Source organism: Ornithinibacillus gellani, from assembly GCF_003730295.1.
Taxonomy (GTDB): Bacteria; Bacillota; Bacilli; order Bacillales; family Amphibacillaceae; genus Ornithinibacillus_A; species Ornithinibacillus_A gellani.
The window spans coordinates 237,972-259,908 of record NZ_QTSZ01000037.1; the positions used below are offsets into that span (position 1 = coordinate 237,972).

General features: G+C 37.2%; 20 protein-coding genes and 5 tRNA genes. 2 read left to right on the plus strand and 23 right to left on the minus strand.

The features are described from left to right. Positions 1 to 38: 38 nt before the first annotated feature. The 9 genes from DX933_RS11590 to DX933_RS11630 all read right to left on the minus strand — a co-directional run bounded on the left by DX933_RS11590 (position 39) and on the right by DX933_RS11630 (position 5,863). Entirely contained in the window at positions 39 to 1,310 is a 1,272-nt protein-coding gene (locus DX933_RS11590) for an MFS transporter (protein ID WP_123316592.1), read from the minus strand. 151 nt (positions 1,311 to 1,461) lie between these two features. Then, the gene (locus DX933_RS11595; protein WP_123316593.1) at positions 1,462 to 2,070 is read right to left on the minus strand and encodes a superoxide dismutase; all 609 of its coding nucleotides are present in this window, start codon (positions 2,068 to 2,070) and stop codon (positions 1,462 to 1,464) included. 386 nt (positions 2,071 to 2,456) lie between these two features. Further along, positions 2,457 to 2,529, minus strand: a tRNA-Phe gene (locus DX933_RS11600). Between the two features lie 96 nt (positions 2,530 to 2,625). After that, a tRNA-Ser gene (locus DX933_RS11605) sits at positions 2,626 to 2,718 on the minus strand. Positions 2,719 to 2,727: 9 nt separating this feature from the next. Further along, positions 2,728 to 2,804 (minus strand) — tRNA-Ile (locus DX933_RS11610). Positions 2,805 to 2,820: 16 nt separating this feature from the next. Continuing rightward, positions 2,821 to 2,896, minus strand: a tRNA-His gene (locus DX933_RS11615). A 20-nt stretch (positions 2,897 to 2,916) separates the two neighbouring features. Then, positions 2,917 to 2,990 (minus strand) — tRNA-Met (locus tag DX933_RS11620). 417 nt (positions 2,991 to 3,407) lie between these two features. Continuing rightward, complete coding sequence (locus DX933_RS11625) at positions 3,408 to 5,030, minus strand: Na/Pi cotransporter family protein (RefSeq protein ID WP_123316594.1); 1,623 nt, start codon at positions 5,028 to 5,030, stop codon at positions 3,408 to 3,410. Positions 5,031 to 5,230: 200 nt separating this feature from the next. Further along, on the minus strand, positions 5,231 to 5,863 hold the full coding sequence (locus DX933_RS11630; RefSeq protein ID WP_123316595.1) for an NfeD family protein: 633 nt from the start codon (positions 5,861 to 5,863) through the stop codon (positions 5,231 to 5,233). Positions 5,864 to 5,938: 75 nt separating this feature from the next. Here DX933_RS11630 and DX933_RS11635 point away from each other — a divergent pair, with 75 nt between their 5' ends. Then, positions 5,939 to 6,280: a hypothetical protein gene (locus DX933_RS11635; RefSeq protein ID WP_123316596.1), complete on the plus strand. Its 342-nt coding sequence runs from the start codon at positions 5,939 to 5,941 to the stop codon at positions 6,278 to 6,280. A gap of 101 nt (positions 6,281 to 6,381) precedes the next feature. Here the strand turns inward: DX933_RS11635 and DX933_RS11640 are convergent, their stop codons facing one another. Beyond that, the gene (locus tag DX933_RS11640) at positions 6,382 to 6,786 is read right to left on the minus strand and encodes a hypothetical protein (protein WP_123316597.1); all 405 of its coding nucleotides are present in this window, start codon (positions 6,784 to 6,786) and stop codon (positions 6,382 to 6,384) included. Between the two features lie 172 nt (positions 6,787 to 6,958). Here DX933_RS11640 and DX933_RS11645 point away from each other — a divergent pair, with 172 nt between their 5' ends. Continuing rightward, entirely contained in the window at positions 6,959 to 7,243 is a 285-nt protein-coding gene (locus DX933_RS11645; protein ID WP_123316598.1) for a DUF2624 family protein, read from the plus strand. Positions 7,244 to 7,292: 49 nt separating this feature from the next. On the opposite strand, the gene DX933_RS11650 is transcribed toward DX933_RS11645, so the two are convergent. The 13 genes from DX933_RS11650 to DX933_RS11710 form a co-directional block, all read right to left on the minus strand. Then, a complete protein-coding gene (locus DX933_RS11650; protein ID WP_123316599.1) occupies positions 7,293 to 8,189 on the minus strand; it encodes a deoxyribonuclease IV in 897 nt (298 codons plus the stop codon). Positions 8,190 to 8,208: 19 nt separating this feature from the next. Further along, complete coding sequence (locus DX933_RS11655) at positions 8,209 to 9,534, minus strand: DEAD/DEAH box helicase (RefSeq protein WP_123316600.1); 1,326 nt, start codon at positions 9,532 to 9,534, stop codon at positions 8,209 to 8,211. A gap of 76 nt (positions 9,535 to 9,610) precedes the next feature. Further along, positions 9,611 to 10,726, minus strand: coding sequence for a Nif3-like dinuclear metal center hexameric protein (locus tag DX933_RS11660; protein ID WP_123316601.1), 1,116 nt, complete (start codon positions 10,724 to 10,726; stop codon positions 9,611 to 9,613). Next, positions 10,704 to 11,426 carry a tRNA (adenine(22)-N(1))-methyltransferase gene (locus tag DX933_RS11665; protein ID WP_123316602.1) on the minus strand — a complete coding sequence of 241 codons (723 nt, stop codon included), beginning with the start codon at positions 11,424 to 11,426 and terminating at the stop codon, positions 10,704 to 10,706. Before DX933_RS11665 ends, DX933_RS11660 begins: the two co-directional genes overlap by 23 nt. 225 nt (positions 11,427 to 11,651) lie before the next feature. Beyond that, the gene (gene cccA / locus DX933_RS11670; protein ID WP_123316603.1) at positions 11,652 to 12,023 is read right to left on the minus strand and encodes a cytochrome c550; all 372 of its coding nucleotides are present in this window, start codon (positions 12,021 to 12,023) and stop codon (positions 11,652 to 11,654) included. 442 nt (positions 12,024 to 12,465) lie between these two features. Continuing rightward, positions 12,466 to 13,581: an RNA polymerase sigma factor RpoD gene (gene rpoD, locus DX933_RS11675; RefSeq protein ID WP_123316604.1), complete on the minus strand. Its 1,116-nt coding sequence runs from the start codon at positions 13,579 to 13,581 to the stop codon at positions 12,466 to 12,468. An 89-nt stretch (positions 13,582 to 13,670) separates the two neighbouring features. Further along, the gene (gene dnaG, locus DX933_RS11680) at positions 13,671 to 15,485 is read right to left on the minus strand and encodes a DNA primase (protein WP_123316605.1); all 1,815 of its coding nucleotides are present in this window, start codon (positions 15,483 to 15,485) and stop codon (positions 13,671 to 13,673) included. Between the two features lie 536 nt (positions 15,486 to 16,021). Beyond that, positions 16,022 to 16,828, minus strand: a complete 807-nt coding sequence (locus tag DX933_RS11685; RefSeq protein WP_123316606.1) for a pyruvate, water dikinase regulatory protein — start codon at positions 16,826 to 16,828, stop codon at positions 16,022 to 16,024. Between the two features lie 15 nt (positions 16,829 to 16,843). Next, entirely contained in the window at positions 16,844 to 17,488 is a 645-nt protein-coding gene (locus DX933_RS11690) for a helix-turn-helix transcriptional regulator (protein WP_148667372.1), read from the minus strand. Between the two features lie 120 nt (positions 17,489 to 17,608). Beyond that, entirely contained in the window at positions 17,609 to 19,693 is a 2,085-nt protein-coding gene (gene glyS, locus DX933_RS11695; protein ID WP_123316608.1) for a glycine--tRNA ligase subunit beta, read from the minus strand. Position 19,694: 1 nt separating this feature from the next. Then, on the minus strand, positions 19,695 to 20,573 hold the full coding sequence (glyQ, locus tag DX933_RS11700) for a glycine--tRNA ligase subunit alpha (protein WP_123316609.1): 879 nt from the start codon (positions 20,571 to 20,573) through the stop codon (positions 19,695 to 19,697). 305 nt (positions 20,574 to 20,878) lie between these two features. Next, positions 20,879 to 21,622: a DNA repair protein RecO gene (gene recO / locus DX933_RS11705; RefSeq protein WP_123316610.1), complete on the minus strand. Its 744-nt coding sequence runs from the start codon at positions 21,620 to 21,622 to the stop codon at positions 20,879 to 20,881. Positions 21,623 to 21,658: 36 nt separating this feature from the next. After that, on the minus strand, positions 21,659 to 21,805 hold the full coding sequence (locus DX933_RS11710; RefSeq protein WP_123316742.1) for a YqzL family protein: 147 nt from the start codon (positions 21,803 to 21,805) through the stop codon (positions 21,659 to 21,661). Positions 21,806 to 21,937: the final 132 nt, after the last annotated feature.

A 21,937-nucleotide genomic window follows, 5' to 3' on the forward strand; every position in this document is an offset into this window, starting at 1 on the left:
TTACCTATTACATTATAACATCTTTTTTATCTTTATGATTAACGATTTTTTTCATCAGATAATTGTTCCTTTACGAGTAACTCTTTTTCTTCTGTCGTTTGTAAGTAAATGTTTTTGATAAGGGGGTAAATCATTAAATGTCCAACTCCAAATAAAATAAGTAAATATGGAATAACCCTTTCTATATCTAAAAAGATGGCAGATACAATAAAAACGGAAATGGACAGCACCCTGCCTAGATTTATGAACAATTCCCGAATCACAATGTATTCAATTCGCATTTCCTTTGCTTTCCATGCCTTGCCAATAACATCATATGTTAGGGATGCATAAGGTACATTAATTAATGGATAGGCTATGCCGATAATTACCGCATATATTATGAGCGATTGGTAGTTCATTCGATATAAAATGATAAATAGGGATGCATATAAAACCAAGCTGCCATATAAAATAAATATTTTTCTTTTCGTTGGAGTAATTAATTTAATTGCAACAAAATAAACCAACAAAGACATCCCGGAAAAAGCTAAATTAAATACGCCAAGATAAAATTCACTCTTTGTTATTAAGTAAACCCAAATGGTAATTACAAATGCAAAGATACCTTCACGCAATCCCTGAAAAAAATGGGCATACAATATACGTTGCCAATTTTTATTATGATGTCTTTCATCTAAAATCCTTTTGAAATAAAATCTTCCCTCTGCGTGTCTGCGTCTAAGGAAAAAGCTGCAAACAACAGCAATGATGAATAGCATAAATGAAATACTAAATATCCACGTATATCCTGTTGCCTCAGGTAACTGCGTAATGATATATCCCGCAGCAATTGGTCCAGCCATACCTCCAAAGGATTGTAATATACCGAGAAAGCCATTAAAGAAATCTCTTGTTTCCGGCTCCGTAATTTCAAATGTCAATACATTATAAGCCAACCAATAAAAGCCGTATCCAATTCCCAACACAATACCAAGCATAAAGTTATACGTTGCTGCTTGTTCACCGAGTAAGAGGACGATGATGAAAAATAATGATAAAAAAATGACTCCCATTCGTAACACAATAACCCTTTCGATGCGCTTAGCCATTTTACCAGCGATATAAAAAGAAAGTGGTTGAAATAAAAAAATTGCTAAGTTATACATAGCAATTGTCATGTAGTCCCCCGCCTGACGCCATAGGTAGATATTGACAAAAGTATTAGACAGAAATATTCCCAATGAATATAATCCACCAATAACAAGCAAGATGACTAAATCCCGATTAATTTCATGACGACTCATAAATGATTGAACCATTTTATTCATATCTGAATTGCCCCTTTTCATCTTTCATTAGTGTTGGCAAAACAGATATGGATATACAATATTTCATAGGAATTATGATTTATTCAGCACCAATCCTTTAAAGCAATAGGAGCATATCCAAGTGGATATGCTCCTATATTTTTAATGAAAATTATTTAGCTTCATTGTAGTTCTTAGCAACTTCATCCCAATTTACAACATTCCAGAATGCTGCGCAATATTCAGGACGCTTGTTTTGATATTTTAAATAATAAGCATGCTCCCACACGTCTAATCCTAGTAAAGGAGTTTTACCTTCCATTAGAGGGTTATCTTGGTTAGGAGTACTAATTACATCTATTTCTCCATTATCAAGAACGAGCCATGCCCAACCGGATCCAAAGCGCGTTTTTGCAGCAGTTTCAAATGCTTCTTTAAATTTATCAAAGCTACCAAACTTTGCATCAATTTTTTCTGCTAATTCACCAGAAGGATTTCCGCCACCGTTTGGTGAAAGAGTTTTCCAGAATAGGCTGTGGTTAGCATGTCCCCCACCATTGTTTCTTACAGCGGTACGGATATCTGCTGGTACAGCATCTAAATTGCTGATTAAGTCTTCCAATGATTTAGATTGTAGATCAGCATGACCTTCCAATGCACCATTTAGATTCGTCACATACGTGTTATGATGCTTTGTATGGTGAATGTTCATGGTTTCTTTGTCAATTGTAGGTTCTAGTGCATCATATGCATAAGGTAGTTCTGGTAATTCAAATGCCATTATAATTCCTCCTCTAATAATTTGGATATTAAAAAGGAATGAAAATTCACCCTTTCCTATTCAGATTATCAAAGCAGCACTTAGGTTGCAAATCATATGCATGTTGATACGCACATGTCTACAGACACACAAATCCTACACTTTAGGGTTAAAGCCATTCAATTATCCGTCCTCCTTATCCTTCCAAGCTTCATGGCGGTCTACGAGTTACATTGGCTTCCTTGTTTAGAAAGACAGTATCTATATGGCATAATCATGATTTATTATTCCAGTTTTTTATATGATGGGAATAAGCTTTTCCAATATTTCTTCCATATTTTACGCATATGTTGTCGGTTTGCATAAAAACAGCATAAAAAAACAAGCGTTTTCGCTTGTTAAAAAAGTGGCTCGGGACGGAATCGAACCGCCGACACAAGGATTTTCAGTCCTTTGCTCTACCGACTGAGCTACCGAGCCATGTAATATTAGATTTTTTTGTTGCAATTCTGATGTCAGAGTTCTTTCATCGAACATTCATTGATATTCCACAAAATATGTATTACTTAAATAAAATGGAGGAGGAAGAGGGATTCGAACCCCCGCGGGCTTTGACACCCCTGTCGGTTTTCAAGACCGATCCCTTCAGCCAGACTTGGGTATTCCTCCGAGTTTTAATGGTGGACCCTGCAGGACTCGAACCTGCGACCGATCGGTTATGAGCCGATAGCTCTAACCAACTGAGCTAAGGGTCCGAATAGCTATTATGTATGGGGCGATCGATGGGGATCGAACCCACGTCTGCCGGAGCCACAATCCGGTGCGTTAACCACTTCGCCACGATCGCCATAGGTGTGATGATTAGGATAGCGGCGGAGGGGATCGAACCCACGACCTCACGGGTATGAACCGTACGCTCTCGCCAGCTGAGCTACGCCGCCATTAATTTCCAGGTTGGTATGGAAGATATGATTCATTACGAAATCTTGGCTTAAAATAATTGTCGAAAGGATAACAACGAAATTAAATTTACCATGTAGAATGATTTCTGTCAATCATTTATTTAAGTTCATTAAAAACATGTGTTTGAAACAACAATTAATACTATAGCACTTTCAAAACTTGTTTTCAATAGTTAAAATGCAAAAGATATTATATTCTTGATGATGAGACAATAAAAATATAAATAACCTTACAATTCAAGACCGTTTAGTCTCCTAACAGCGGAAAGTAATTCCGTTATTTAGCGTGTCGATAAAAATTTCAAACAGGTCTCTACTGGCTGTTCATCTGTGTTAAAAGTGTTTTCATTTCCGAAATTTACAAATAAGGAGCTGCGTTAGTCAGCTCCTTATACATTAACTCAATACTTCTTCCGCTATGTTAACTGCATGGTCACCAATACGTTCTAAATTACTGATTATGTCTACGAATACAATGCCTGCTGAGGCATCACATACGCCTTCATTTACGCGAATGATATGTTTTTTACGATATACGCCTTCCATCTTATCAATTTTATCTTCTTTCTGTACAACAGCAAGTGCTTCTTCACGATCCATGGTGTCAAGTGCTTTAATGGCTTGTTTCACCGTAAGAATCGTTAAATCAAACATATTATTCAAGTCTTCCTGGGCCTGCTCGGTAATGACAACTTTATTAGAAATTTTAAAATCAATTAATTCAATAATATTTTCAAAATGGTCACCAATTCTTTCAATATCCCTCACCGTATCCATTAATGCAGTATGCTTTTCACTTTCCAGTTCAGACATGGATCCGCGTGAAATATCAACTAAATAATTGGTAATATGCCGATCTAAATTATTTAATGCACCTTCTATTTGTCTAGCCATTTCAGCGTGTTTTTGCTGATGGCTAGTCAGATATGCATTCGTTTCTTCTAGACCTTGAAATGCATATTCTCCCATACGAATTAATTCGGCTTTTGCTTGATCCAATGCTAGTGCTGAAGATTGCTGTACAAAAATTGGATCCAAGTGCTTTGGATTATACTCAATCAGTACATCCTTACCTGGGATGATTTTAGTTACCAGCCATGCCAAAGCACCTATAAACGGAAACTGGATAATGGTATTCATGATGTTGAAATTTCCATGCGCAAAAGCAATGGTCATCGCAGGATTTAGATCCAACGCCTGCTGTAGATACCCAATATAAACCGTGAAAATTCCAAGCAATAGCATGAATACGACTGTACCAATGACGTTGAAAATCACATGGGTTAAAGCAGCACGCTTCGCAGCAACACTTGTGCCAATTGCAGCTAATATAGCTGTGATGGTTGTACCAATATTATCTCCAAACAACACTGGGATTGCTGCTTTTAGCTCTATTGCCCCTTCGGTAAATAATCCCTGTAAAATACCAATTGTTGCACTGGAGCTCTGTACAATTAAGGTAAACACTGTACCAATTACTACTCCTAAAATAGGACTATTACTCATACTTTGGGTAAGTTCATGAAAAGTTTCCAAATCACGTAATGGCGACATTCCGCTACTCATCAAATCCAGACCAAAGAATAATGCTCCAAAACCAAAGACAGCCTGTCCCAATGCATTTATTTTTTGGTTTTTAAAGAATAAAATTAAAAAGCTTCCTACAGCTATGATTGGTAAAGAATATGCCCCAAGGTCAAAACCAATAATGAATGCTGTAACAGTAGTACCGATGTTAGCACCCATAATTACACCGATAGCTTGTCTTAATGTCATAAAACCTGCATTAACCAATCCAACAGTTAATACCGTTGTCCCAGAGCTACTCTGTATTAGCACCGTTACGACTATACCAGCCAGTACACCCAGAAAAGGATTACTCGTAAATCGATCAAGTATATCACGAAGACGATCGCCAGCTGATTTCTGTAATCCTTCCCCCATAAATTTAATTCCAAGCAAGAAAATCCCGAGTCCACCCAAAAAATCAAATAATAATCTCTGTACATCAATATCCACTGGTTGCGACTTCCTTTCGATAATCATGTAGTTATGTATGATTTCATTATTCTGCATGCTAGTCCATTTGTAAATGGTACGCTAACAAACTTTACAATCATTTAACAATCGGTTCATATTGTCATTAGTATTTTCTATAAACAAAATAAAAACCGGCAGAAGTTGAATATCATCTTCTACCGGTAAAATCAATTATTGAATCAATCTGTCAGTTCTTCTACCATAATCTTTGTTCCATCTACTTGAACAACTTTTACCTTTGTATGTTTCGGAATCCATTGTCCATTGGATACCGCACTATAATCTTTATTATTAATTCTTAACGTACCTACAGGTCGAAAATCATTCAGTGTTTCCCCCGTTTGATTGATTAATGCAGCATATTCCTCACTTAAGGAATTATAACCGGCTTCTGTGGAGAGCTGATCTGTCAAAGCAATCTTTGTCCACATCTCTCTTCTCTTAAATACCTTAAGGAAAAGCAATGAACCTGCACCACCAAGCAGGACGCCAAGCACCCCGTACATACCTGCTACAAAGGAAGGTGCTGGTAATGCGACGGCGATAAACATACTGGCAACCCCTAATGTTGCCAATGTACCATCGTTGAGCAATTTACCATCAATAATAATCAGTAATAAACCAATGAAATAAATAATAAGCATAAGCATAAGAGAACCTGTCTCTAAGTAAACAGAAAAATATACAGTTATAAAACCGATTCCTAATAAAGCGAATAATCCTCTCATATTGACAAGTATTTCACCAATTAAAAACATCGTTGCAAAACCAGTAATTAATAACCCGATCCAATCATGAGAAAATATTTCCAATATGTCCCCCTCCTTACCTTTCACTACTTATACGCAATACCCTTACAGAATGTTTCACTAAAAGGAGAAATTTTATTGCGCTTCTTAAAAAGGTTAAGTTTATATGTATTAATATTTCTCGTACTTACAAGTATATATAAAGATTTAACAATTGGGTCCACCCCAAAACGTCAAGAAAACGAAGAATCTGCTTCTATCAAACACGTAGCCTTTGTCGTTATTAAGCAAAAGGTACTGCCAGGTGATTCTTTCCTTACCATCATTGAGCAAATAAATGCACCACATATTTTTTTGATGAATGTAGAGCAGATGAGAGCAGATTTTATGATGTTGAATCCGAATGTAAATCCAAATGAGCTGCAAGCACATACGTACTACTATTTCCCATTATACCACGCTGGGGAAAATACGGAATAACAATTGTCTTCTTAAAATAGTTCAATAAAAATTATAAAAAAACCCGTGGAAACAATGCTTTCGTTCCACGGGATGTACTGGTATTGATATTTGTTTTAAAGTCAAAAGGTAAATGGTGCGATAAACAATCGAAGTACAATTGCTACTGCACCAGCAACGATTGCAATCGTACCAAGCGTCTCCGCATGACGACTTCTTGCTACAAAACCTACAATAATCCCTGCCGCTCCCAAGATAATTGGCAGCCAGAAAAAGGATATCGCAGATAAAGCAATCGCTATCCAACCCATTGCTTTACCACTTACATGCGCATCATCCGTATCAGAATCAGCTTGACGAAAATCTGCCCTGTCTGGTGTTAATTCAGCCGCTGTTTCTTCTTCTCGTTTGCTAAATGCGGTAATGTTTTCAGGCGCATCATAGGTAATTGGTTTTCTTGGTTCTCCATTACCTTGTGCACGTCCGTCTTTTGTGTCATCAGGATTTTTCATATCCCACGGCTCCATATACAAGACCTCCTTTATCGTATTGAGGTGCAAGTATAGTTTGTGAAGACAGCGGTTGAATTATGATGTTATTTTTTGGACAACCATTATATGTTAATGTCATTTTTTCTGGTGACATTACGAGTATGTTGCTGCATATAATAGCACCAATCAAATAAAAGGAGCTTTGTTCATGTCGAAATTTATTCAAGAACTAATTTTAATGAAGGTAAAACAGCTAAAGAAAAGAGACCTCATACATTATGGCAATACCTATGGCTTCTCATTGACTGATCAGGAGGCTAGTCAGATTATCCACTATATACAAACCCAACCATTGGATTTATTTTCAATACAAGGTAGAAAAAACATGCTAAGGGAACTTGCCGCTATTACGAATGAACAGACGGCTGCAAAAGCAGAACGTTTATTTTATGAAATCGTCCAATCTTATGGTGTGGAGTCGCTTTTTGAATAAGTCATCGTATAAATAAAACAGCACCCTAGTAAGGTGCTGTTTTATTTATTTATGCTTGCTCCATTATTTTTTCTTTTAGATTTGGATCAAAATTGCCGTCTTTGATCATCTTGATTTCAAATTGATAAGGTGGTTTTTTGTTTTTCTTATCTTCCCCTACATATGGTGTTTCTAAAATCTTCGGTAATTCTTTTAATTGTGGGTGGTTAATCACACCATGTAAGGCATCAAAACCAATATGACCAAAACCAATATTTTCGTGACGGTCCTTTCCTGCACCACGTTCATTTTTACTGTCATTGACATGTACAACCTTAATTCGATCTACACCAATAATATGATCAAATTCATTTAAGACACCATCAAAGTCGTTTACAACGTCATAACCAGCATCATGAATATGGCAGGTATCCAGGCAAATAGATAGCTTTTCATTATGGGTAACCCCATCAATGATTCGCGCAAGTTCATCAAAGCTTCGTCCAATTTCAGTACCTTTACCAGCCATTGTTTCCAGCGCAATTTGTACATCATCTTCTTTTACAAGGACTTCATTTATACCTTCAATGATTTTTTTAATGCCAGCCACATCTCCCGCGCCAACATGAGCACCTGGATGTAATACGATTTGTTTTCCCCCAAGTGCAGCTGTTCTTTCTATCTCACTTCTCAGGAAACGAACACCTAAATCAAAGGTCTCGGGTTTAACCGTATTAGCAATATTTATGATATATGGTGCATGAACAACCATATCCTGCATGCCATGCTCTTTCATATGTGCTTGACCTGCTTCAATGTTTAATTCTTCAATTGCTTTTCTACGTGTATTTTGTGGTGCACCAGTATAAATCATAAACGTATTTGCACCATAGCTCGCTGCTTCCTCACTCGCACCCAATAGCATTTTCTTTCCACTCATGGAAACATGAGAACCTATTTTTAACAAAGCAAACACTCTCCCCAAATTATTTTCTTCGATTTCTATTTGATTTCTCTTTCTTTTGCAATTGCTTTTTGATTGCTTCTTGCTGCTTTTTCATTTTTTTCTTATAACCAGGTTTAACCTTTGTTGGTTTTTTTACCCTTTTCCATGCTTCTTTATCCAAATCCGTTGCCGTTTGTGTTCTTAACTGGCGTTTATTCCATGGTTTGGCATCCGTCCATTCCCCATCTTTTACATCACAATACACAAATGATAACCCTCTTTTTTCAAGCAACTTTAACATCGGTATATCTTGTTCTGTGTACAAACTTATCACTGTACCTTCTAGTCCTGCACGAGCTGTTCTACCGCTACGATGTATATAAAAGGGCTCCTCTTTTGGCAATTGCGCATTGATGACATGACTAACTCCTTTAATATCAATCCCTCTCGAAGCTAAGTCTGTGCATACAACATATTGATACCGTAGATTCTGTATTTCTTTAACGACTCGTTTTCTTTGTCTTGGTGTTAAACCACCATGAAGTAGACCCACATCCAGTCCTTGCTGCTGCAACTTCTCCGCCAATTGATCCGCATTATCTTTTCCATTTGTAAAAATAATGGCCAAATAAGGCTGTATTACAGTGGAAAGATGTTTAATAACCTTTGCTGCATCACGATGACGTAAATCAATCATTCGATGTTCCATTAATTCAGGAGATATCTTTTGATCGATTTTGACATACAATGGATTCTCCAAATATTTTTTAAAGAAATGCTCTAAACGTGTTGGAATGGTAGCTGAGAAGACAAGCAGCTGTACATCCGAATGAGAGCGAACCAATAATTTATCAATATCACTAATAAAACCCATATCTAACATTAAATCTGCTTCATCAATAACAAATGCTGTTGCAGAAAATATAGAAACTGCACCACTTTCAACCATATCCAAAATTCTGCCAGGGGTACCTACAATAATATCAGGTGCAGTTTTCAGCTTGTCCTGCATCCGTTGCTTGTCCGTTCCGCCGATAAGCAGTTTTGCCGTCCATACTTCTTCTTTATTCGTGTATTGAATCATACGTTTTACTTCATCAAAGATTTGACTGGCTAACTCTCTAGTCGGCGCGGTCAATACAAGTTGAACATCCTTACTTTGTTCCTTCAGTTGATTGAACAAGGGCAGTAAGAATGCATGTGTTTTCCCAGATCCCGTCTGAGATTGTCCGATAACACTCTGCCCATTTAAAATCGCCGGTATTAACTCCTGCTGGATTTCTGTTGGTTTAATAAAATGCAGTTGCTCCACAGCTTGTTTAATTAGCGGTTTAAAATCGAATGAATCAAACGATTGGTTTTTCATCTGAAAACTCCTTTTGCCAAGCTACCGAAATACAATATTTTGATAACTGGCGACTAATATATCTCATTTCTAGATACTAAATAAATGTAAATGGTTCTGTATCAACATTTGAGCCTAACACTTCTATTTCGGTTTGATGAAGCTGTGCTTTCAAATAAGATACCGTCCCATTAATCATCACTTTTTCAACGTGATGTCCAGGATCAATTAAAGTTATTCCATCCAATTTACCATCTAAAGCTGGGTGGAAGGACAAATCTCCAGTAATAAATGCATCAGCTCCTGCTCGGATCGCAGCATCAATATATTTCTCCCCACTCCCCCCAAGTATAGCAACACATGTAGCTGAGGACTCTAAATTACCTGCAATACGTAGATTGTCTACTTGATAAGCTGATTTGACAACTGAACATAATTCTGCGGTCGTCATTTCTTTTGGCAGCATACCAATTCTTCCCAAGCCTAAATTATTTGTTTTATTTTGTAATGGATATATATCATATGCCGGTTCTTCATACGGATGGGCAGCTATCACAGCAGCCAATGTATCGTGAAGCAAACGTTGTGGTACAATTGTTTCCACCTTTTTTTCTGCGACCTCTTCCAACTGATGTGGTGTTCCGATAAATGGAATGGTGTCTTCTAATGGTTTAAACGTTCCGATACCTTTCGTTTGAAAACTGCAATGACTATAATTTCCAATATGGCCTGCACCATGCACAGCAAACGCATCAAGAATCTGTTCAATATGTGTTTCAGGTACATACACTGCTAATTTATATAATGGCTCTTGGTAAGTTACAACTAGGGGCTTACGGTGTTGTAAATTTAAGCAATCCGCTAACATATCATTTACACCACCGGCAGCAATATCTAAATTCGTATGAGCTGCGAACACAGAAATTCCGTGTTGAATCAGTTTCTGGATGATTCTTCCTTTTTGTGAATCCATGTCCAGTGTATGAATTGCTTTAAAAAGTAAAGGGTGATGTGCGATAATTAAATCGATCCCCTTTTCGATTGCCTCATCCACTACAGGTTCTACAACGTCAAGCGTAACCAATATTTTACTTACCTCTTGCTTATAAGAGCCAACCTGTAGACCGACATGATCCCAATCATAAGCGAGATGCGCTGGTGCCCAATCTTCCATGATTTGAAATACATCTTTATTTGTCCAGTTTTTTGGCAATTTGCAGCTCCTCCTCCATCCATTTGCATTCTGCTTTAAATTGATTTACTCTTTTCTCCGACGCATGCACTGAATGTTCCATCTGCTTTATTATCCGTTGCTGTTTTTTATATATGGCCAACCATTTATTCATAAAATCATTACTTTTATTTTTCCGTAAAATAGGTCCAAACAACAAATCCTTTTCAGAAAGTTCCAGTGATTGTTGATCATGATTCTTTCTGGCACAAATGATTTCATATAAATGACCATTCTCTTCAAGTAGCTTTTCCGATTCAATTGTGTATCCATTATCCATAAACCATTGACGTACACTTCGCTCATCTATGTTTGGTTGGACAATTATTCGGTCTACTTTATCTAGTTTCTTTTTACCCGCTTCCAGAATGGACGTAATTAACGATCCCCCCATCCCCGCTATTACAATTTCATTTACCTCATTATCGTCTAGAATAGATAACCCATCTCCCAGCCTAACATCTACACGTTGTGTAAGGTTATAAGCCAGAACGGTTTGTTTTGCACTTTCATATGGTCCTTGATTAATTTCACCTGATATTGCGTGGGCTGTTGGATCATTCATACAAACAAAACAAGGTAGGTAGGCGTGATCTGAACCAATATCAGCAAAATTTGCGCCTTTGGGCAGTAGGCTCGCAACTAATTGCAATCGTTTAGAAAGCTTTATTTGTTTACTCATTATTTACCCCTTGCATAGAATTATTATCATACATTCATATTCGCTAACCATAACGTATCATCACATAAAAAAATAGTAAAACAGGAAGCATATTAATAAGGTAAATCATCAACAGGTATGGAGTAATAAATTGGTTTTCATTCAGTAATACGTCTCCTACGAAAAAACGTGTTTTAATAAAGAAAAGCTTTCTGTTCTAGGCAGAAAGCTTTTCTACTTATTCATTTACTTTTTTTCACCAAGCCATTCCGCCAATGCTGCGGCTTCTTCATCACCAACAAGGCCACCAGGCATACCGCCATCTGTACCTTTTATGATAATTTCTTTAATTTCATCAGCCGAATGATCATTTCCAACCTTCGTGAGATCTGGAGCACTTCCACCGGATAAATCTGAACCGTGACACATTGCGCAGTTCTTCTCAAAAATCTCTTCCGGCGCTGCAACTTCTCCGCCTTCAGCCTGTTCTTCTCCGCCCTCAGCAGCATTGTTAATTTCTTCACGCTGATTTACACCGATCACAGAAATGAATATTACTGCTAAGATCCCCACAACAGCAATAATTGCATAAGGGATAACAGGGTTCTTACTGCTCATTTTGCTTCCTCCTTATGTATTCCCATAAAACATGATGATAATGACAAGCTATCTTTATATTACTCGATAACTACAATTGTTTAAAGGGAAAGATATAATAAAAATTAAAAATTGAAGTAAAACCAGTACATATTATACCAATAATCAGCATGAACAGTAAAACAATTTCCGACTGTTCACGATTCGTTCACAATTAAAAGTTTTATATCATCTGTCTCATGAATGCATTTATGTTAAAAAATCAAAACAAATTTGCAAAACCATTTCATATTTAGTAAAATGAATATCAAATCATGAAAACGGTACCATACGTTGATAAAGAACTTTATTCTTACTTTGTGCTGAAATAACATACAAAAGTGCAAGGAGCCTACTTTGTAACAACAGTCGGTACATTAGCCTTGCACAGTTGTATAGTTAAATCAATTAGCTATCTTGTGGTTTATTCCAAGAAATCCTTTAGTCGTTTACTTCTACTAGGGTGTCTAAGTTTACGTAACGCTTTCGCTTCTATTTGACGAATTCTTTCCCTTGTCACGCCAAATACTTTTCCAACCTCTTCCAATGTTCTTGTACGGCCATCATCCAAACCGAAACGAAGTCGAAGCACATTTTCTTCACGGTCTGTAAGCGTATCTAATACATCTTCCAACTGTTCTTTCAATAACTCATATGCTGCGTGATCAGACGGCGATACCGCTTCCTGATCTTCAATAAAGTCACCCAAATGTGAGTCATCTTCCTCACCGATTGGTGTTTCAAGCGAAACCGGTTCTTGTGCTATTTTAAGGATGTCACGGACTTTATCAGGAGTTAATTCCATTTCTTTACCGATTTCTTCTGGTGTTGGTTCACGACCAAGATCTTGTAACAATTGGCGCTGAACACGAATCAACTTATTGATTGTTTCCACCATATGAACTGGAATACGAATAGTCCGGGCTTGGTCAGCAATTGCTCGAGTTATTGCTTGACGAATCCACCAAGTTGCATAGGTACTAAATTTAAACCCTTTGCTGTGATCAAATTTCTCCACAGCCTTCATGAGACCCATATTACCTTCTTGAATTAAATCCAAGAATAGCATACCACGACCAACATAGCGTTTCGCAATACTAACAACCAAACGTAAATTAGCTTCGGCCAATCGTCTTTTAGCTTCTTCATCTCCAGCTTCGATTCGAGTTGCTAATGCAACTTCTTCATCGGCAGATAATAAATCCACTCGACCAATTTCTTTTAAATACATGCGAACAGGGTCATTTATTTTAATTCCCAAAGGAACACTTAGATCGCTAACATCAAATTCCTCTTCTTTGGATATTTCCTTCATATTTGGATCCTCATCTGATTCGCCAATAACTTCGACTCCCTGCTCTCCAAGGTACTCATAAAATTCATCCATCTGATCCGATTCAATTTCATAATGGGACAAGCGATCCGCGATCTCTTCATAAGCCAATGTTCCACGTTTTTTCCCCATCTCAACCAGGACATCTTTTGCCTGTTCCAGCGTTAGCTCTGTGTCTTTGGTTTGAGAAGATTTTTCTTCGGCCATGAGTCCCCCTCCTTCCAATAGCTACTTTCCAATTTAAATTCAGTCTACTTGCTGTTTACATATATAAGCTTATTACATATAACAAGAAGTTAATAATGCTCTTTCATTTGTTTCTTTAATAAAATAATCTGCATTGCAATTTCTGCCGCTTTCATTGGATCATCCTGCTGTTCGGCAAGTTTCTGCTGCTGCTTTAAATGCCTCATACTTGCCAAATCTTTATTTTCGGAGCGAATGATTCGTATATAATCATTTATTTCCTTATCAGTTATTTCACCATATATCGGTATCATCGCAATCTCGGAAATATATTTCCTGTGTGTTTCGTCTGTTAATCGTTCTATAAACAAACTTACATCTGCGTCCTTACCTTCTTCATAAAATGCATAAAGATAAGTGGCAATTACTTTATGCATTTCAATATTAAAATCCACTCCTATTTCTCGCTGAACCTTATCAGCAATAGAAGCATCTTGCAGCATATAAGCAATCAATTGCCTTTCCGCATTATGAAACGCGGGAAGTAAACGCTTTGGTTTGATAAAATGATTTGTCTTATTAGTATATCGGTCTTTTTCCCTATTATCCTTGACTTTAACCGATTGCTGGCGATATGCTTGTACTTCCTGAAGTAAAGTATCTGCCGACAAATCATATTCTTTTGCAAGCTCCTGTACATAATATTCCCTTTCCACAGGGCTTTCAATCAAAGCAATTCGCTTTAATACTACTTCAATATACTGAAAGCGATCTCCTTCAACCTGTACATTATAATCTTTTTTTATATATCTCATAAAAAAAGACATATACGTGTCGCTCGCGTCAATAATATGCTTCTGAAAAGCTTCCGCCCCGTATTCTTGGATATATCCATCTGGATCCAATCCTTCGCCAACATTTGCTACCTTAACAAGGCAGCCTGCATTTTGAAGAATTGCTGCAGCTTTATATGCGCCATCCAACCCGGCTTGATCAGCATCAAAACAAATCACAACCGTATCAACATAGCGTCTTAATAATTTCGCTTGCGATTCGGTCAGTGCAGTTCCCATTGTAGCGATACTATTTCTGACACCAGCTTGGTAGGCGGAAATAACGTCCATATATCCTTCAAACAATACTGCTTCATTTTGCTTGCGAATATGCTTTTTCGCTAAATCAAAATTATAAAGTAATCTTCCTTTTTGAAACAATTCACTTTCTGAACTGTTCAGGTACTTGGGTCCTTGTTCTGTAATCGTTCTACCAGCAAACGCAATTGTCTTACCAATATGATTACGGATTGGGTAAATCACTCGACCTCGAAAGCTATCCGTTATAGAATGATCATCATTTAATGATAATAAACCAGCTTTCACGAGCATGGATGAATGGAAGCCTTTCTTTTCTAAAAAGGTTTTTGTAAAATCATTCACATTGGGAGCAAATCCCAATTTAAACTGATCAATCGTTTCATCCGTTAATCCTCTGCCTTTAAAATAGGCATAACCCTCTTTTCCATCCTTTGCATGGCGAAGCAAATGATTATAAAGCTTCGTTAACCATTCGTAAGCAGAAAGAATATCTTGATTTTCTTTTGATATGGAGTTTTCTTGCTGCATGGTTGATTCAGGAAGACTAATCCCAGTTTTAGCAGCCAAATATTTTAAGGCTTCAAAAAACGAAAATCCTTCCATTTCCATCATAAAAGTTATGACGTTTCCGCCTTTACCACATCCAAAGCAGTGGAAAATCTGTTTTTCTTGAGTAACAGAAAATGAAGGTGTATTCTCCCCGTGGAATGGGCACAGACCAAAAAAGTTTTTCCCCTGTTTTTTAAGTTGAACATACTCACCGACAACATCAACAATATCATTGGATTTACGAATAGATTCAATTGTTTCTTCAGGTATTTGATTCGACATTCATCCCACCAAGCTTTATCGTTTATTTAATACATTTAAATAAACACATTTTATAGTAATTCGATATTCCAATAAATAATCCTCCAATATTCGACAAATTTCTTTTCTGAAAAATCGCCTCTCCACTGCATTGCCCCTCGATGAGGAACGTAACTCATTGCTGTTTTAGGCGTTTTTAGTTTAAAATACCTCATTTTTGGTATTTATAAACTTTATTCATTTGGCAAGTATCTGCACGTAAAATTAAAATTTTACCCCAAATAATTACCCTGTTATACATTATTCTACATGACTGCTTTAAATTCCTTCTTGAAAATCAATGTTTTATTTTTCAGAATATCTTTGTCCGTCAAACATAAACATTGGAGGTATAAAAAGGTACTTAGCAAGTACTTTTAACACAAAATCTAATTATAATACACATTCTGTTAAAATACTATTTTTTTATCTTCCTTTTGGATCGAAATAAAAAGATAAACATTTTGTTAAATCACACAAAATGCTTACCTTTTAATTCTACTTTACATGTATGTTTCTTATTTCTTTTGGATAAACTGTAATATGATATTAGCTGTTTCTTCTACTGCTTTATTAGACACATCAATAACATGACAGCCAATCCGGCCAACCACTTTATCAAAGTATTCCAATTCGTGGTGAATCCTTTTAATGTTCGCATATGTTGCTTCATCAGCAAGTCCAAGTGCTTTTAATCTTTCTTTTCTTATATCATTTAATTTATCTGGTCGTATACGTAAACCAATACATTTTTCAGGATCAACATCGAATAATTCTTCAGGTGGGTCAACCTCTGGTACGATTGGTACGTTGGCAACCTTTAATCGTTTTAATGCAAGATATTGAGATAATGGTGTCTTTGACGTCCGAGAGACACCAATCAAAATAATATCAGCTCTCGCTATGCCTCTTGGATCTCTTCCATCATCATATTTCACAGCAAATTCAATTGCTTCTACTTTTTTGAAGTAATCTTCATCCAGCTTATGAACAAGTCCTGGCTCCAGCCTTGGTTTTGTATCAAATACTTCCTCCATCGCATGAAGCATCGGCCCCATAATATCTACTGCCTTGATATTCAGTTTTGTTGCTTGTTCATTCACATAATTGCGCAAAACCGGATCGACTAGTGTGAAACCAATCATTGCGCCATTTTCTTGAACAAGCTGCATTGCATCGTCAATAGTTTCCACATCATCCACATAAGGGATACGTTGAATTTTGTATTCCCCATTATTGAATTGGCTTAAGCCCGCTTTTATAACTAACTCTGCTGTCTCACCAACGGAATCCGAAAGTACATATACTAGTGGCTTGGCTTCCATTTACTAGCCCCCTCATTATATATGCTCGTCTGTAATTAATTCGACAAACACCTTTGTAATCGTTGTTTTGGTGATACGACCAATCACTTCTAATCCTTGTTCTGTATCTTTCACAACTGGAAGACCATCGATTTGTTTCGTAATTAATTGCTTTGCTGCATCAATTAATAAATCGTCTTTTCGACATACTGCAATATTTGGCATCCGAGTCATAATAATATGTACAGACAAGGAGTGCAAATCTTGATTGCCAATACTGGCACGCAATAAATCTTTACGAGATAATACACCAGTTAGACATGAGTGAACATCCACTACAAAAAGTGTTCCAACATCCTCCAAGAACATGGTCGAAATTGCATCATAAACGGACATTTCTTCATTTACTACAATAGGTATGGAAAGATGCTCATGAATTTTATACTTTTTAATTTTCTCTGTCAACAACTCCGTGCCCGTCTTGCCGGTAAAGAAATAGCCGACCCTCGGCCTTGCATCCAAAAATCCAGCCATCGTTAAAATAGCGAGATCAGGCCGTAATGTTGCTCTCGTTAAATTCAGCTGCTCCGCAATGTTCTCACCCGTTATTGGTCCGTTCGCTTTTACGATTTCCAGGATCTTCTCTTGTCTCATTGACAGTTCCACATCATCACCACCCATTATTCAGTATGTCATACTACTTTTCAATATTATATATGATTGGGCCATAAAAAGAAATCTATGTCATACTTTTGTGCGAAATAATGTGGATATTAGCTAAAAAACACAGAAACTATTTACTTATCGTTGGTGCTGCTTCCATTCTACACTGCCAAAATCTGCGTAATCAATGATAAGCTCTGCAATATACTTAATTAATGCTAAGCGATTTTCTCGTAATTTTTCATCATCGACCATGACCATATTATGGTCAAAGAATTCATGAATCGGATTCGCTAGTGCACTAAGCTGCTCCAGCGCCTCTGTAGCATTTTGATTTTCTTTAGCTGCTTGATATGAATTCGTAATTTCCATTATCTTATCATGCAACGCTGACTCTGAAGGCGTTTCAAAAAGCTCCGGTTGAATGGATGTAGACTCTGCCTTTTTTGCTAAATTTAAAATCCGAACGAGTGCTTCTTGTATATTTTTGAATTCTATATTATTTCTTTGCCGCATAAGTTCCTTCGCTTTATTGACAGAATAAGTTAAGACACCTATTTCATTACTTAATATCGCTTCAATCACATCTGGTTGAACAGATATTTCTTTTAATAAAAAGGCAGCTCGTTGGCGAACAAAATCTTTCAATTCTTCTATAGTTGGAACATTTGTATCCATATTGTCTAAAGATTGATATACGTCAACTGGTATATGAATAAGTTTTTCAACGGTTATATCCCAATCATGCTCTTGCATGATACGAAGAACACCAATTGCTTGTCTTCTCAATCCATGCGGATCCTGTGAACCAGTTGGTCGTAATCCTGCAAAAATGCAGCCAGCAATTGTATCTAATTTATCTGCTACACTTACAATTGATCCAGCAACCGTTTTAGGTAGATCGCCATTAGCATGATTTGGCAAATATTGTTCCCCAATTGCGATGGCTGTGTCTTTATCTTCACCAAAGTGGATAGCGTATTTCATTCCCATCAACCCTTGAAGCTCCGGAAATTCATTCACCATATTGGTAACAAGATCAAATTTACATAGCTCAGCAGCACGTTTTGTGATCTGTTTCTCGTCATTACTAAGATTTAATTGGTTTGCAATTTCACTTGCAATTTGAACTACTCGATTAACCTTTTGCTGATAAGTACCTAATTTTTCTTGGAATACAACCCGTGATAACTTATCCTGGAACGTTGCGATGGACTGTTTTCGATCCTCATCATAAAAGAACTGCGCATCTGCAAGACGAGCATGGAGTACTTTTTCATTTCCACGAGCTACCGTATCCATTGCATGCTTATCTCCATTTCGTACTGCTGCAAAAAATGGTAATAACGATCCAACTGCAGATTTCACTGGAAAATAACGTTGATGCTCCTTCATAGAAGTAATCAACACTTCTTCTGGTAGGTTCAAGTAGTTTTCGTCGAAATTACCTACAAACAAGCTTGGATATTCCACAAGATTACGTACTTCCCGCATTAATGATTCATCAATTGCAATTGTAAAATGCCGTTGTTGTTCTAATTCCTTCATCTGGTTTCGAATCATTTTTTCACGAACGTTTGATTGCACAATGACAAATTGGCTTTTTAATGTTTCTACGTATGCATCTGCAGTGTGTATTTGTGTGTCTGCACCTAGGAAACGATGGCCATGGGTTATATTTGAGCTTTGTACACCGGCAATTTGAAAAGGAATGACCTGCTCACCATACAACGCAGTAATCCAACGTATTGGTCTGATAAATTTCATTTGACCGTTTCCCCAACGCATATTTTTTGGGAAATGCATGGAGGTGATCTCCTGTTGAAAGTCCGGTAATAATTCAATTGTACGCTTTCCTTCTATGCGTTTATTGATATGGATATACTCCACACCTTTTATTTCTTTCACATAAATATCATCTGTTGTTTTTCCTTGGCCTTTCGTAAATCCAATGGCGGCTTTTGTCCAATTTCCTTCACTGTCTTTCGCGATTTTAAGAGCCGGTCCCTTACTTTCTTCTTCAATTGTCTCTTGTTCTGTTGCAACATTTTTCACGAGTACCGCAAGTCTTCTAGGTGTAGAATAGGATTCAATGGCGTTAAAAGAAATGCGCGAGGCGTGTAGCCAATTATGCATTTTATCTGCTAATTGTTTTTCTGATGCATCAATAAATCTTGCTGGAAGCTCTTCTAATCCAATTTCAATTAAAATAGACGCTGTCAATTTAATTTACCTCCTTTTTCAACATTGGGAAACCAAGTCTTTCTCTTTCAGCTACATATGCCTTGGCAATATTTCTTGCTAGACTTCTAATTCTCCCAATATAACCTGTTCGCTCTGTCACAGATATAACCCCACGTGCATCCAATAAGTTAAATGTGTGCGAACACTTAAGGACATAATCATAAGCAGGAAAAACGAGTCCCTTATCCATTGTTGCAGCCGCTTCTTTTTCGTACATAGTAAATAATTGGAACAACATTTCTGTATCAGATTCTTCAAATGTATATTTAGAATGCTCGTATTCTGGCTGACCAAAAATATCCCTTACTGTAACACCCGATGTCCACTCTAAATCAAACACATTATCTTTGTCTTGGATATAAGAGGCAAGTCGTTCTATGCCATAGGTGAGTTCCACAGCCACTGGATTTGCTTCCAATCCACCGATTTGTTGGAAATAGGTGAACTGCGTAATCTCCATACCATCTAGCCAGACTTCCCATCCAAGCCCCGCAGCCCCGAGTGTCGGGTTTTCCCAATTATCCTCTACAAAACGAATATCATGTTCCAATGGATTAACACCCAGTGCTTTTAATGATTCCAAATAAAGTTCTTGTATACGATCCGGTGATGGCTTCATAATCACTTGAAATTGGTGATGCTGATATAATCGATTAGGGTTTTCGCCATAACGACCATCAGCTGGTCTTCTAGACGGCTCTACATATGCCACATTCCATGGCTCAGGCCCCAAACTGCGGAGCAATGTCATTGGTGACATCGTACCAGCCCCCTTTTCAACATCATATGCCTGCATTAAAATACAGTTTTGCTTGGACCAATATTCTTGTAACGTCAAAATCATTTTTTGAATGTTCACTACTGTTGCACTCCTTTTCTAATAGGTAAAGCAGAACATCATGAAAAAGCCGTCCCTATGCCTAAATTATAGACATAGGGACGGCTTATTACCGCGGTTCCACCCTACTTGCCCAGCCTTAGCTGTGCCACTTTATATCATACTGCTCCGAAGGCTCCTTTCCCTATAGCATCCGTATCCAGCTCTCACCAACCTGGATTCGCTTCAATAGATTACACAAGGTACTCTTCTTCATCTAAACAGCAAATGTATTAATAAATATGTAAAAATCATACTGATATATTGTTCATTTGTCAACTAAACCACTATTTTAGCACGTCTAATTGCTTTAAAACTTTTTTTGTTTTTAAAAAATATCCACCATATCGATCATAATAAGCATCTAATAACTGCCGAATCAATTGGATATTTTCTTCTTTCACAGATATGGAGCTAACTTGGTCTAAACTAACATTTGCAAACAAATATAATAATCTAGGAACAGCTGAAGGCAATGGTATACTGTCGGGATCTTTCATCTTACAGCTGTTGCATAATAGGCCGCCCTCCACAATCGAAAAGTGAAAGGGGGCAGACGTTGACCCACAATTCACACACTGATTAACAACTGGCGCAAATCCACCTGTTCTAAATAGCTTCATCTCATACATCATAATCGGAATATCTGCTTGATCATGCTCATTAATCCAATCAATCGTTTGACGTAATTGTTCAAACAAGAAAGCATCTGGTTTTTGTTTATCGACCAGCTTATCTGTGAGTTCCATTATAAAAGCCGTATATGCCGTCTTAAAAATATCCTCACGAATCTCGCGAAAGGAATCCAGAATTTCACCTTGCTGAATGGAACTCAATCCTGTTGATACATATATGAGATATTGACCATAGACGAATGGCTGTGTGGAAGCAGCCATTCGACTTTTAGGTTTCTTCGCTCCTCTAGCAATTGCTGAAAATTTCCCGAGTTTTTTACTAAAAATCGTTACAATTTTATGTGATTCCCCATAATCTTGTGTTTTCATAATAAACCCTTCAATTTTCTCAAGCACCTTTCCACCTTCTCCCAATGAACCTTTATCTATCTTTTATAAATTTGTGTCTTGCGTTGCAGCCTCTGAGTTTGCTGGTGAATGGTGCTCACTTGCTTGTGGTTCATCTTCCAACTCTTTCAATAACAAATAGGCTTCAATATTCCCTGTTTGACTAAATATTTTCCAAGTCAAGTCAATCACAAGAAAAACCACCTTTCTTAACCAATGAAAAAGCTTATATGCATCCATCTAGGCACAAATCCTTTAGCAAACAATGTGTTCACGGCTTGCTACAGCTAATTGGTCTATGCAAATATATTACAGACAATTCAA

Excerpts from the sequence above, each read along its gene's own strand:
- DX933_RS11590 (WP_123316592.1), bottom strand. The coding sequence starts at position 1,310 with ATGAATAAAATGGTTCAATCATTTATGAGTCGTCATGAAATTAATCGG.
- rpoD (WP_123316604.1), bottom strand. The coding sequence starts at position 13,581 with ATGGCCGAAGAAAAATCTTCTCAAACCAAAGACACAGAGCTAACGCTG.
- cccA (WP_123316603.1), bottom strand. The coding sequence starts at position 12,023 with ATGAGCAGTAAGAACCCTGTTATCCCTTATGCAATTATTGCTGTTGTG.
- DX933_RS11685 (WP_123316606.1), bottom strand. The coding sequence starts at position 16,828 with ATGGAAGCCAAGCCACTAGTATATGTACTTTCGGATTCCGTTGGTGAG.
- DX933_RS11665 (WP_123316602.1), bottom strand. The coding sequence starts at position 11,426 with ATGAGTAAACAAATAAAGCTTTCTAAACGATTGCAATTAGTTGCGAGC.
- DX933_RS11640 (WP_123316597.1), bottom strand. The coding sequence starts at position 6,786 with ATGGAGCCGTGGGATATGAAAAATCCTGATGACACAAAAGACGGACGT.
- dnaG (WP_123316605.1), bottom strand. The coding sequence starts at position 15,485 with ATGTCGAATCAAATACCTGAAGAAACAATTGAATCTATTCGTAAATCC.
- DX933_RS11655 (WP_123316600.1), bottom strand. The coding sequence starts at position 9,534 with ATGAAAAACCAATCGTTTGATTCATTCGATTTTAAACCGCTAATTAAA.
- DX933_RS11690 (WP_148667372.1), bottom strand. The coding sequence starts at position 17,488 with ATGGGTGGTGATGATGTGGAACTGTCAATGAGACAAGAGAAGATCCTG.
- DX933_RS11595 (WP_123316593.1), bottom strand. The coding sequence starts at position 2,070 with ATGGCATTTGAATTACCAGAACTACCTTATGCATATGATGCACTAGAA.
- DX933_RS11645 (WP_123316598.1), top strand. The coding sequence starts at position 6,959 with ATGTCGAAATTTATTCAAGAACTAATTTTAATGAAGGTAAAACAGCTA.